The 12,986-nt window shown below is 40.2% G+C and carries 14 protein-coding genes and 1 other RNA gene; 2 read left to right on the forward strand and 13 right to left on the reverse strand.

The annotated features are described in order from the left end of the window. Positions 1–252: 252 nt before the first annotated feature. From QZZ35_RS05960 to QZZ35_RS05975, 4 genes are all read right to left on the reverse strand, one after another. On the reverse strand, positions 253–999 hold the full coding sequence (locus tag QZZ35_RS05960) for a class I SAM-dependent methyltransferase (RefSeq protein WP_291236572.1): 747 nt from the start codon (positions 997–999) through the stop codon (positions 253–255). Between the two features lie 124 nt (positions 1,000–1,123). Continuing rightward, positions 1,124–1,822 (reverse strand): CvpA family protein, encoded by a 699-nt coding sequence (locus tag QZZ35_RS05965; protein ID WP_291236573.1) that lies wholly within the window; start codon positions 1,820–1,822, stop codon positions 1,124–1,126. A gap of 19 nt (positions 1,823–1,841) precedes the next feature. Continuing rightward, the gene (locus QZZ35_RS05970; protein ID WP_291236574.1) at positions 1,842–3,035 is read right to left on the reverse strand and encodes a DUF5711 family protein; all 1,194 of its coding nucleotides are present in this window, start codon (positions 3,033–3,035) and stop codon (positions 1,842–1,844) included. A gap of 88 nt (positions 3,036–3,123) precedes the next feature. After that, positions 3,124–4,212 carry a LysM peptidoglycan-binding domain-containing protein gene (locus QZZ35_RS05975; protein WP_291236575.1) on the reverse strand — a complete coding sequence of 363 codons (1,089 nt, stop codon included), beginning with the start codon at positions 4,210–4,212 and terminating at the stop codon, positions 3,124–3,126. A 183-nt stretch (positions 4,213–4,395) separates the two neighbouring features. Here QZZ35_RS05975 and yyaC point away from each other — a divergent pair, with 183 nt between their 5' ends. Then, positions 4,396–4,902 carry a spore protease YyaC gene (yyaC, locus tag QZZ35_RS05980; protein WP_291236576.1) on the forward strand — a complete coding sequence of 169 codons (507 nt, stop codon included), beginning with the start codon at positions 4,396–4,398 and terminating at the stop codon, positions 4,900–4,902. On the opposite strand, the gene recR is transcribed toward yyaC, so the two are convergent. The 7 genes from recR to lgt form a co-directional block, all read right to left on the reverse strand. Then, positions 4,879–5,475, reverse strand: coding sequence for a recombination mediator RecR (gene recR, locus QZZ35_RS05985; RefSeq protein ID WP_291236577.1), 597 nt, complete (start codon positions 5,473–5,475; stop codon positions 4,879–4,881). The two genes, yyaC and recR, sit on opposite strands and share 24 nt — an antisense overlap. Further along, the gene (locus tag QZZ35_RS05990; RefSeq protein WP_291234888.1) at positions 5,475–5,825 is read right to left on the reverse strand and encodes a YbaB/EbfC family nucleoid-associated protein; all 351 of its coding nucleotides are present in this window, start codon (positions 5,823–5,825) and stop codon (positions 5,475–5,477) included. The genes recR and QZZ35_RS05990 overlap by 1 nt, the downstream gene beginning before the upstream one ends. 41 nt (positions 5,826–5,866) lie before the next feature. Beyond that, positions 5,867–7,432: a DNA polymerase III subunit gamma/tau gene (dnaX, locus tag QZZ35_RS05995; RefSeq protein WP_291236578.1), complete on the reverse strand. Its 1,566-nt coding sequence runs from the start codon at positions 7,430–7,432 to the stop codon at positions 5,867–5,869. 17 nt (positions 7,433–7,449) lie between these two features. After that, positions 7,450–8,526 carry a 6-phosphofructokinase gene (locus tag QZZ35_RS06000; RefSeq protein WP_291236579.1) on the reverse strand — a complete coding sequence of 359 codons (1,077 nt, stop codon included), beginning with the start codon at positions 8,524–8,526 and terminating at the stop codon, positions 7,450–7,452. Between the two features lie 219 nt (positions 8,527–8,745). Next, positions 8,746–9,008, reverse strand: an RNA gene (ffs, locus tag QZZ35_RS06005) — signal recognition particle sRNA large type. 41 nt (positions 9,009–9,049) lie between these two features. After that, complete coding sequence (gene tadA, locus QZZ35_RS06010) at positions 9,050–9,550, reverse strand: tRNA adenosine(34) deaminase TadA (RefSeq protein WP_291236580.1); 501 nt, start codon at positions 9,548–9,550, stop codon at positions 9,050–9,052. Next, positions 9,547–10,377, reverse strand: a complete 831-nt coding sequence (gene lgt, locus QZZ35_RS06015) for a prolipoprotein diacylglyceryl transferase (protein WP_291236581.1) — start codon at positions 10,375–10,377, stop codon at positions 9,547–9,549. Before lgt ends, tadA begins: the two co-directional genes overlap by 4 nt. 150 nt (positions 10,378–10,527) lie before the next feature. Between lgt and QZZ35_RS06020 the strand changes: the two genes are divergently transcribed. Further along, a complete protein-coding gene (locus QZZ35_RS06020; RefSeq protein WP_291236582.1) occupies positions 10,528–11,223 on the forward strand; it encodes an anaerobic ribonucleoside-triphosphate reductase activating protein in 696 nt (231 codons plus the stop codon). 64 nt (positions 11,224–11,287) lie between these two features. Here the strand turns inward: QZZ35_RS06020 and QZZ35_RS06025 are convergent, their stop codons facing one another. Together QZZ35_RS06025 and QZZ35_RS06030 are read right to left on the reverse strand one after the other, a co-directional pair. Next, positions 11,288–12,163 (reverse strand): DegV family protein, encoded by an 876-nt coding sequence (locus QZZ35_RS06025; RefSeq protein WP_291236583.1) that lies wholly within the window; start codon positions 12,161–12,163, stop codon positions 11,288–11,290. A 79-nt stretch (positions 12,164–12,242) separates the two neighbouring features. Next, the coding region (locus QZZ35_RS06030) for a PaaI family thioesterase (RefSeq protein WP_291236584.1) at positions 12,243–12,986 on the reverse strand (744 nt) is incomplete at its 5' end.

The raw sequence follows: 12,986 nt of genomic DNA on the forward strand, positions 1-12,986 counted from the left end.
TTCGTTGTTTCTATCGTCTTTTTTCTTGCGACAGCTATGATAGATTATCACATTTCACAACATCTGTCAATAACTTTTTAGTTGTTTTTTGTTTCGCTCACGCGAAAGCTTTGTTATAATATCATGGTTTTCGACACGTGTCAACAGTTTTTTTAGTTTTTTTATTTTTTTAATTATTGTTTTTCCTTCCCGGATAAATTCTCTTAAACAATAAGCTTAATTCATGCTTATTCGTGATTTATTCTTCTTTCCTTATTTGACTGCACGCGTTGCAAAAAAAGTAGGAACATTAAACTCATGCAATTTCCCTTCACCATTGGTATCTTCATATAAATCTGTCAATATAAATCCGGCTTCTAACTGTCCGCCAATCTGTTCCTCAAGAGTATGCGAAAACTGAATTCCCCAGTCATTCCGAATGGAATCTTCATAGATTTCTGAGTCCCTCAGAGGATTAAAAGGCAATTTATATTTAATAAACGTCTCGGTTTCATCAAAAATATAATTCATTCCATTATCCAGGCCACACAAAAGAATTCCACCCTTTTTCAATACACGATAACATTCCTGAAATATAGGTTTGACTTCTTCAACATAGGAATTTGACACCGGATGAAAAATCAAATCAAAGGTTTCATCCTCAAAGGGCAGTCTTTTTGTCATATCTCCCTGAACCACTTCAACATCATAGCCTTCTCTTTTTGCTACCATTCTCTCGCTATTACATTGGGAATCTGAATAATCCAACACAGTACATTTTGCCCCCAATGCCGTAAAAATTGGTATTTGTTGACCTCCGCCGCTGGCCAATCCCAAAATCTTCTTGCTTTTTAAATCTCCGAACCACGCTTTAGGAACATATTTTGTTGGTGTAAGATATACATTCCACTCACCATTTAAAGCCTTTTCGTAATCCTCATGAGTAATTGGCTTTCCCCATTGCCAACCAGCATCACACCATGAATCGATAATTTTAGAATTAATTTCCTGATAACTCATAGAACATCTCCCCATTCTTTATTCTCGTCAAAATATTATCTATTCCCGTATTCTTTCAGGCTCTGAATAATTGTTTTACCTGAAAAAATGTGGTTTGTCAATCATATAACAAACCACATTCTTCTTAAAACAGCATCTTGCCCATATTTGTCAATGTTGAAACAAGATAGTTATGACTATAAATAAATCTCAAAATTGAATTTTCATTAATCTGAAGAGCAATGTACTGTCCCAACTCTGTCCAGGAAAATACAGTAATAATTACCCCCAATATCCAAAGAATCATCATCCCATGCACAAATCCGCAGACGACACCACCAAGGGTATTCATCACATTCAATACCGGAAGCTTGCTGATAAGATCCAGGCTTATCTCTATAATTTTTATAATAATAAAGCCTAAAATAAAAATAATTAAAAACGAAACTGCATTAATGATCAGACACGCCATATAAGAAGCAACATATTGATTAAAACTGCTGATTCCCAGGGCCTCATAAATCTGGCTGTTATTATTCTCAATCAAAGCATCCTTTAAAAACTCCGGAATCGGATACCCATGAATCGTTTCAATCTGTTCAGACACTTTTTCTGCAGTATTCTCTGTCTGTTTATCCAGCTTACTTTGAATCTGTGAAACAATACCTGTATACACTGGCGTTTTCTGGACAACCTTACCTACATAAGGTCCAACCTGAGATGCAATAAAAAGTGCAATGATTACAGAAAAGGCTGCAAAAAACGTTTTTACCAGCCCCCGGATTCCGCCAATAATGATTGAAAGAAGCAAAATAACCATTGCTATCATAAATATATAATTCATAAGTTTGTCCACCTTCTTTCTATTTCACTCGAATTATCTGTATGTTCTGAGCATCAAATAATATATATTCTCCCGATTTATTTGACGGAAATATATTTTCAATACTGTGATCAAAAATATACTGAAATTTTTCATGGCCTCTATGTGTGTATACAACACATTCCTGATCATCATATAATATTATCTCTGTATCAGAAACAGCCACCTGTTTATAGTCAAAATCAAACCTGAAAGAAGACACTCTGCTTCCCGAAAAATTATAAATATATGTTACATATTTTTTAATGGTCTCACCCTCTTTGGCTTCCTGATCGTTTTTCATAATAATTCCAAATCTGTTATCAGTCACAAAAACGCTCTTTATCTCACTGTCAAAGGTCTGATTCACTTTTTCCGTTGCAACATCTTTAAAATAATATGTATTAAATCCCTTTTCGCCGCAAGCAAGCACTGTATTATTCTCAACAAACTCAATCTTCGGGAATAACTGATCATATTCAAAATTGCCTACCGGTTCACTGCTGGTCTCCTTATCAGAAAAATTATAAAAAACAATCCTTGAATGTACTTTTCCCCCATCAATAACAATATAATTAATCACCAAACGTGTCCCATCTTCCGACAAAGCCAATGTCAGAGGATAACCCGTAGACCCGATCGTTGCTTTGATACTGGCCAGAATTCCTCCCTCTTTATTATACAAATTGATCTGATTGGCATCACCATCCGACAAAATGACTGCAAGAACCCCCTGCTTACTGATCCTAAGATCCTGAAGCGGCTTTTCCAGAGCAATTTTACCCTCCAGACCTTTACCATTAAATACATAGACACTGTTGGCGCCTACATCACCAACCGAAATATAGTCTCCGCAAGTACTCATTTTAGGCGAAGCCATTCCAAAAACCTGATTCCAGACAACTTCCTGCTTTTTATTGGTAAAGGAAATACCATCCTTACTGTAACAAATCATTCCATCATCACGAAAATAATATTTTGCAGACGTATCACTGTTCCTTGCAACCGAAAGAACAACCGAATAATCATGATACGTCCGCAAAAAAAGCCAAAGTACACCACTTACAAGCATGGCACTCACAATTAAAATGATCGCTGCACGCTTCTTATGCTCACCCACCAATGTTTTTAATTTTCCCAACCTGTACGTTGCCATGTTTTTTAATTTACTCATATAAACACGTATTTTTTCCATATGCATTCTACTTTCTTATCTAAATTCAAACTGTTTAAGGTACATCTTTCATAGTATACCGCATTTTTCAAAAAATAGCACTCACTTTTTAGGGCAGTTCAAGAACCATCCCTTCATAAATAATATCCGGATCTTCTATATCATTCATTTCGCAAATTATTTCTACATAATCCCGGGTACTGTAAAGACTTAGCGAAATATTGGCAAGCGTATCCCCCTTACGTACAGTATAATGCTTAGCTGTGCCTCCGCTCACAGCGGCCGAATATTCCGAAGCAGCTGAATCGTCCTGCTTTCCCCCCGCTTCTGACTCGAATCCTTCAGTCGTATTAGCGACCACTTCTTTCTGACTTTCAGCCGGCTGCGCAGAGCCTTCAACCACCTGTACCGTCGTCGTCTCATCGCCTGTCCTTCCATTCACAATTCGTGCTTTCTGAGGAAAATAGACTCTGTTCATTACTGTGATCCCGACGGCAACAATCGCCAGAGCTGCTGCAAATGCCCCAAGCACTCCTTTTCTTTTCGGTTTTTCTTCTTTGAACTGACTGTACTTTTTATTACTCTTCCTGATATCAGATGCCTCAAGAAACGCTTCTGTTCCGGTCCCTTTATGATTTTCTACCATATAATTCTGCATATCTTCATTACGCTCATAATAAATATAATATCCTCTTTGCCGTACAAGCTGTCCTTTTTCATAAATAAAAAAGGCATCCTCATGATCAAGAGGATCCATTAAAAATAACGTTTTTTCTCTTCCCGGAAACTGGTCAACATGGATTTTTGTTATCTTTTCATTAATTCCCAGAGATTTTCCCGGTCGCGTAAGAAACCATCCTACAATTTCACTATTATGGAAATATTTTTTAATCGTATTGTAAATCTCTTCCCACAAACCACTGTCAAACGTAATCTGATCTTCACCGATTTTTGCCGAAGGTATACCTATCGCGCCATTAATAAATGTTAAACGCATATCATCTTTTCGCACATAAAATCCAAGAAGTACAGCCGCATTCTGACGATTTGCATATTCCGATGCCAATTGATTCATATAGGTCACCACATAGTCTTCTACGTAAATTTTCTTTTTTTCTTCCGGTAAACCAATTTGACGGATATTCTTCGGTAATTTCAGTTTTTCCTGATTAGTGGACTGACTCATAACTTCAACCATTACCTCACCTTCCCTGAATCATTCTTCGGAACATAGAAAGAATATCATACTTTCTCCAATTTATCTGGCGAAAGTTGTCGCCCTCCGATTATAATTTCTCTTCTCTATTCGACTTAACCTTTTGCCAAAAAGAATAAATCGCCGCACAAAGGGTAAGCTTATAAAAAAAGAAGGTGATAAATCATGTATTGGATCGATCCTGAGCATCCGGATGCTTCCGATCATATAGCCAGATATCTTTCCGGATGGCTTCATCAATATTGTCCGCAAAATCGTCCCGTCATTTTTGTCTGTATCGGTACACCGGCTGTTATTGGTGATTGCCTCGGACCTGTCACCGGGACTATTTTATCAAAATATCTCCAAACAAATATTTACGGAACTCTGGAAGAACCTGTTCATGCCGTAAATATTAAAGCTGCTATAAAAAAAATAAAAAAACAGCATCAAAAGCCTTTTATCATAGCTATTGATGCTGCACTCGGGAATTCAAGCCACACCGGCTACATCCTTTTAAAAGAAGGTCCTCTTCACCCCGGAAGAGGTGTCGGAAAAAGACTTCCTCCCATTGGACATATTCAAATTTCCGGTATATTTCAAGATATTTTTTCCGCCGCCGCTGCCGATCAAATGACCTGTTTCAGTCGATGTATCAGTCAGGGCATATTAAAGCTCTACTCTGCCCTCTAAGGCCCGAAGCAATGTCACTTCATCGATGTACTCCAGATCGCCTCCGACAGGCACACCACTTGCAATCCGGCTCACTTTAATACCGGTTGGTTTAATTAATTTACTGATATACATTGCCGTGGTTTCGCCCTCCAGCGTAGAATTCGTAGCAATAATTACTTCATCTATATCTCCCTGGAGACGGAGCATGAGTTCTTTTAGGCGAATCTCATTCGGACCGATGCCCAGCATCGGTGAAATTGCTCCGTGAAGCACATGGTAGACCCCTTCATATTTCCCGGTCTTTTCGTAAGCCGCCAGATCTCTGGGCGTCTCTACAACCATAATGATCTTCTTGTTCCGCCTTTCATCCCGGCAGATCGGACACACGTCACTGTCTGTAAGATTATAACATTGGCTACAGTACTGGATGTTTTCCCGTGCCTCTACAATAGCCGATGCCAACCCACCGACCTGTTCTTTCGGCATGTTTATAATATGAAATGCCAGGCGCTGTGCTGACTTTGGACCTATACCGGGAAGTTTTGATAATTCTTCAATCAGACGGGATATCTGACTGCTATAATATCCCATTAAAATCCAAAACCTCCAAAACCACCAAGGCCTCCGGTCACTTTCGCCATTGATGCCTGAGAAATTTCATCAATTTTACGCAGAGCTTCATTCGTCGCCGCAACAATCAGATCTTCCAGCATTTCAATATCGTCCGGATCGACAACTTCTTCCTCAATCTTTATTGAAAGAACCTCTTTCTTACCGGAAACCTTAACAGTTACTGCACCGCCGCCGGCTGTTGCCTCAGCTTCAGTTTCTTCCAAAGCCTTTGTTGCTTCCTCCATCTGTCTTTGCATCTTCTGTGCCTGTTTCATTAAATTATTCATATTTCCCGGCATTCCTCCTGGAAATCCACCTCTTTTTGCCATCTTATATTCCTCCTTAAAAATCTATATTTACGCTGAAGAACTTAAAATTGATCTTCATCAATAAATTCTACATTCTCCAAATGTATTTTATTCGGATTAATAAATAATCCCTCTTCCGATCTTCTGTTTTCAAGAAGCCGCGTAGTAATTCTCACTTGTTTGTCAATATGCTCACTGACTGCCTTTTCTAATGCTGCGCGATGAGCCTCCTGATCAAAGTAGCTTTTTTGCATATCTTCATAAAAACCAAGAATAATCTGATTATCAGGCCCTGCACTTACCAAAGCAGATTTAAGCATAATCATTGTACTTGCATTAAGACTGCTTATAATCTTTCCCCATTGACTAACAACAAGGTCCACATCCTTTGCCTGAGCCGGAGGCAGACTCTCTCTTATCTCTTCTTCCTGATTTTCCTGCACCTGCATGGTCGGGGAACGGTTCACTACAGCCCCGTTCTCCATCATTTCTTCGAGAATTGACAAACGATTCAAAATAGATTCATAATTATTCTCCATCTGAGGGCGACATAATTTTACAACCGCCAGCTCAATCAACACTCTTTTCTGAGTAGAATAACGCATCTGCCCCGTAAGTTCAGAAAATATACGGATATAGCGCATTAATACAGACTGCTTAATCTGTCCTGCCTCTTCCTTTAGTGCAGCAAGGTTCTCTGAAGACATATCCAATATTTCTTCCATCTGTTCTGAACTTTGGACCAACATAAGATTTCTCAGATACCAGGTAAAATCGGAAACAAACTGGGACAATTCTCTTCCCTGTATAACAACTTCCTCAACAGTCTTCAGAGCACCTGCAACATCCCGGGCCATAATGCACCTCAGTAACTTACTGAAAACAGCTGTATCTACTGCTCCGAGAATATCAAGTACATGATCATACGTTAATCGTTCATTCAGATAAAATGCAACACACTGATCAAGAAGACTGAGAGCATCACGCATGGATCCGTCAGCTGCTCTGGCAATATATCTGAGCGCTTTCTCCTCCACATCCAGCGCTTCTTTATCCACCAGCTCTTTTAAACGGCCGACAATCGTATCGATCGTAATGCGCCGAAAATCATATCTCTGACATCGCGACAAAATCGTTACCGGTATTTTATGAGCCTCTGTAGTGGCCAGAATAAAAATAACATACTCGGGTGGTTCCTCCAAAGTCTTAAGCAATGCATTGAAGGCACCAATAGAAAGCATATGGACTTCATCAATAATATAAACCTTGTATCGACCTTCTGTCGGAGAATATTCAACTTCATCCCGAATCTCACGAATATTGTCCACACCGTTGTTTGATGCCGCATCGATTTCAATAACATTCATTGATGCCTGATTTTGTATGGCACGACACATGGCACATTCACCGCAAGGGCTTCCCTCCACAGGATGCATACAATTTACAGCTTTCGCAAAAATCTTTGCAACCGATGTTTTTCCTGTTCCCCGTGTCCCACAAAATAAATAGGCATGACCAATACGTTCAAGACGTATCTGATTTTTTAAGGTTTTAACAATATGATCCTGTCCCTTGACATCTTCAAAAGACTGCGGTCTCCACTTCCGATAAAGTGCCTGATAGGACATACTTCCCACTCCCTGTTCTATTCATCTCCAAAGCAAATGCCCATATCCTTCGCCTCACGAATCGCAGCACACTTTGGATCTACATATTTTAATTTTCCTGCCACTGTACTCAACGGAACCGTTACTACATCAAAGCCGTCAAAAGCTACCATACGACCATACTGACGTTCAACCACCAGTCGCCCTGCTGTTGCACCGAGACGTGACGAAATAAAACGATCATACGGATCCGGGCTTCCACCTCGCTGTGTATGTCCCGGTACAGTGATTCGAACTTCACGTCCGATTTCTTTCTCAATTCTTGCTCCCAATTCATAAGAAACGGAAGGATACGGACTTTCAGATTTCTTTTTATTATACTCTTTTTTGCCAAGAAGTGCATCCTCTTTTGACATTGCACCTTCAGCGACAGCAAGAATAGAAAAACGTTTTCCCTCTTTATGTCGTCGTTCTATCGCAGCCAGTACACAATCCAGATCATATGGTATCTCAGGAAGGAGAATAATATCCGCACCTCCTGCAACACCCGCATGCAACGTCAGCCATCCAACCTTATGTCCCATGACTTCTACAATAAACACCCTCCCATGTGCTGCTGCTGTCGTATGAATACAATCAATAGCATTTGTTGCAATATCCACAGCACTTTGGAATCCAAAAGTCATATCTGTACCAAATATGTCATTATCAATCGTCTTCGGAAGTGATATAACATTAAGGCCTTCCTGACTTAAAAGATTTGCTGTTTTCTGGGATCCGTTTCCTCCGAGAACAACCAGACATTCCAATCCGAGATCTCTGTAGGTCTTTTTCATGGCAGCTACTTTATCAAGACCATCCGCTTCAATAACTCTCATTTTCTTAAAAGGCTGTCGGGATGAACCAAGTATTGTCCCCCCCACAGTAAGTATACCTGAAAAATCCGACGGACGCATAACACGATAGTCATTGTACATTAATCCACGATAACCATCCTTAAAACCCAAAATTTCCACATCATCCAGTTTATTATAGAGAACCTTAGCAACGCCCCGCATTGTTGCATTTAATGCCTGACAATCGCCGCCGCTCGTTAACATACCTATTCTTCTCATGCTCTTTCTCCCTTTCTGTTAAGCTCGATTCTCAAAGTTCTGTCAAAAAAACTCACTTCTTTATGATAAATGATACCTTCGATAAATGCAATATCTATCCCCTGTTAAATGCCTGTAAAAATCATATCTGCCGGAAAACCTTTTTAACTTTTTCGCATAAAACAAGAAAAGCCCTCGCATACACGTGGACTTTTCTAATGTTTTTAATTATGTTTAAATCCGTGCATCCTGCTTCGAATGTCCCCCACAGACGTTACCTGTACAGTTAACTCAGCCCAGGCACCCTTACGGCACACAAAAGGTCTCACTTAGTGCTGCTCCATTCCTGACCTGACACGGTTCATGAGTTTCTGTTGCGTAAGACCCAGGCTTCAACGCCACTTATACAGGGCAGCTCCACAGGAAAACACCCTCAGCCAGGATATCACCCCTGCTGTAGCGGATTGCAGGTGCAGGGCACCGCTATCTCCCCGGCTGCACGGAAAAGTTATAACATTGTTGCAAGAGACAGTATAACGTGTTTTTATTTTTCTGTCAAGGACTGAGCCTCCAGCTTTTTTCGTGCTTTTTTCAATTCACGCAGTTCTCTGAAAAAACTGCTGAGCATCTGAGAGCACTCTTCGCCAAGAATACCTGTCTCGATCTCGACCTGATGATTAAAACCCTCCGTCTGCAATACATTGAGTACAGATCCTGCACAACCGGCTTTAGGATTCATTGATCCGATTACAACTCTCGGTATTCTTGCCTGGACGATCGCTCCGGCGCACATCGGACACGGCTCCAGAGTGACATACATCGTGCACTCTTCCAGACGCCAGTCACCAATCACCTTACTCGCTTTATTCATTGCAATAATCTCTGCATGGGCCAGTGTATTTTTTTTGATATTACGCTTATTATACCCACGTGCAATTATTTTATTCTCATGGACAATCACGCACCCGATAGGTACCTCCTCGATCGCCCCCGCCTTTTTAGCCTGCTTTATGGCCTCTTTCATGTATTTTTCATCCTGTGTCATTGTGCTTCTCCACTTTTCTCATCATTATTCAACAAATATGATCCATGGTATTCTCCTGAACGAAGTCTTCCGGAACGGATGCCCCAACCGATTCCGATACCAATACCAATTAAAACTGCTGATAACAGCTGCGAAACCCGTACGCCCGGCATAAGATACAAACTGTCCGCACGAAAACCTTCGATCACAAAACGGATCGCACCATATCCTGTCAAATACATTACCAGCATCCATCCGTCTTTTGATACCTTACGTGCCACCAGCATCATTAAAATAAATAAAATCAAATTAGCGAAACTTTCATAAAAAAAGGTTGCCTGATGCCATTCCTGCAAATCATCAACATACACACCGTAAGGAAAAAACTGAAGATCCGGGTTTGTAATCAGATTGCCGTAGGCTTCCTGATTTACAAAATTTCCCCAGCGTCCGATAATCTGCCCGAGCAAAAGACTCGGCATTGCCAAATCCATAAGTTTAAGTATCGGAAATTTATGAACCTTACAGAATCCAATAGCTGTCGCTATACCGCCGATCACTCCGCCATAGATAGCCAGTCCGCCTTCACGAATAGCAAAAACGCTCATTAAATCCTGACTGTAGTAATCCCATTCAAATATAACATAATAAATGCGCGCACAAATGATTGCAATCGGAATTGCAAACAAAACAAAATCGATAATAACATCCGTCTTATATCCGGCTTTCTTAGCACGCCAGGCAGCCACAGAAGTAGCCAGTATCATACCGAATCCAATAATCACACCATACCAGGCAATGTTAAAACCTTCAATGCCAAACAGATTATGGATAATAAAACGATCCATACCTTTATCCTCCATCCTATAAAATTGCTTAGTGAGTATATTACTACACTTTTTTAAAGAATTCAATTTTAATTTCATTGTCCCTCACTATGTTTTATGCTAAAATAAAAAAGAATAATCAAATGACTGTCATTTAAAAGAGGTATACGTATGGAAATCAAAGGACTTGCTAAAACAACATTACTGGACTATCCCGGTCATATTGCTGCCACCCTCTTTGTTGGAGGCTGTCAGTTTAAATGTCCCTTTTGTCATAATGGCTCTCTTGTCACAAAAGCAGACTCCCTTCCAGACATCCCTCTGGAAGAAGTGTATGCTTTCCTTGAAAAACGCAAAGGCATCCTGGATGGTATATGCATCACCGGCGGAGAACCAACTTTCCACCCGGATTTAAGAGACTTGCTTTATGATATAAAAAATATGGGATATCTTGTCAAATTAGACACGAACGGCTATGATCCAATGCAGCTTGACCATTTGTTCAAAGAGGAGCTGGTGGATTATGTAGCTATGGACATTAAAAACTCTCAGGAAAAATATGCAAAAACTTCCGGCTGCCCGGATCTGGATCTCACGCGAATTAAACTGTCTGTAGATTTGATTCGTGACAGTGGACTTGACTATGAATTTCGAACAACAGTTGTAAAGGAACTCCATTCCATTGACGATATGTACAGCATTGCCCGTTGGCTTGAGGGGGCCAATGCCTATTATCTTCAATCTTATGTCCCTTCAGAGGATATTATTATGCCTGTCTTCTCAAGTTATTCAAAAAATGAACTTATGGCTATCCGTGCTCTTATGCAGGAATATATCCCACATATTTTTCTCAGAGGATTAGACTGATTCAAATTTCTTACCTAAAAAGAGGATTTTTCATTCACACGAAAAATCCTCTTTTAATTTCAATTTATCTTTTTTCACCCATATAAAAAAGGGCGATTGTTCCTGGTCCTGAATGCGCACCGATTGTAGGACTTACCGGATTAATCAAAAATTTTTCTATACCGAAACGTTCTTTCACAAGATTCGCCACATATTCTGCATCCTCCAGTGCATCCCCGTGACTGATAAAGACAATATCATTCTTATCACGGTAGCTTCCCATAGTCCTCTGCATATTATCCACCAGAGCCGTAAGAGATTTTTTCCGTCCTCTCGCCTTACCGATTGGAACTAATTTTCCTTCATCGCTTACATGAAGAATCGGTTTGATCTGGATGATTGTTCCGGCCACTGCTGTCAATTTTGAAACACGGCCGCCTCTATATAAATGATTCAGATCATCTACGGTGAACTGATGACAGAAATGCAGTTTATTTTCTTCCAGCCACGTCGCTGTCTCATCAATCGTTTTTCCATTTTGACGAAGCTCTTCAGCCTTATAAACCATAAGTCCCTGACCCAAAGATGCTGCCAATGTATCAATAACGATCACTTTATTATCTGTATATTTCTCATTCAGTTCTCTTGCTGCAACCATAGCATTGCCGCAGCTGCTGCTGAGTTCCGATGAGAATGCCAGATGCAGTACACTTTTTCCTGCGCTTAAATATTTCTCGAACATTTCTTCCAGTTCTTCCGGATTGGCAGCCATTGTTGTAGGCATTTCACCACCGCGCATTCTGTCATAAAATTCTTTTATATCCATCTCCTGATCGTTGCCATAAACCGACCCATTCATATTATAATAAAGAGACACTTCTTCAATCTCTTTTTCTTTAAGATAATCTTTTGGCAAATCACAACAGGTATCTGTAGTTATTACATAATTAAATCTATCCATTATCGAACCTCCATTGATGTTTCTTTTTCAAGTCAACTTCATTGTACCACAACCGTTTTTCATTATCAACAAACGGAACCTAATCCTGAAGACTGTAAAAAATAAAATCAACGGTTGCAATGAGCTTATCCTGATCGTCTTTTATCTCCACGCAAAAGCTCCGGATCTTACGACCGATCTTTTTGGGAAAAGATTCTGCGATCAAATATTGGGGCCTGAAGGATGCATTTAAAAACTGAATATGACTGTCCACAGTTGTAGAAACACCGCCCGTTGATGATGCAGCCATACCGCATACAGCATCCGCAAGTGTAAACAAGCATCCCCCGTGAACAGTTCCTATAGGATTCATATGCTCCGGCCGTATATCAAGCCTTGCTTTACAATAACCTTCACTCCGTTCAAGAAATCGCACACCTATAAACTTTCCAAAATCATGTTTCAGAAGCTGCACCCCACTGGCAGCGGCAACCGACACATCTCCGGCATCCGCTGTAAGTACCACACTGCCAAATTCTTTCTTCCCTGCATACACAATGACGGCACTGTCCTTTTCACAATGAAATTTTTCTCCCTCATATTCCAAAGTAAATGTTCCATTTAATCCGATAAATGCAATATAGCTTTCCCCTACACCTTCACCGATTCTCATCATCTTCTTTCCCTTTAAATGAAAGGTACGGATAAATCCCCGGACGCCATTTCCCATAATCATATTAAATATTCCGGCGTTTCCTTCCAGCTCAACACGATCCTCTGTCTCACAATTAAAAATATCGCCCGCTTCCACTTTGATTTTTCGCCCGTCATTATATGTACACAT

It is taken from the genome of Frisingicoccus sp. (genome assembly GCA_016298055.1).
Taxonomy (GTDB): domain Bacteria; phylum Bacillota; class Clostridia; order Lachnospirales; family Lachnospiraceae; genus Frisingicoccus.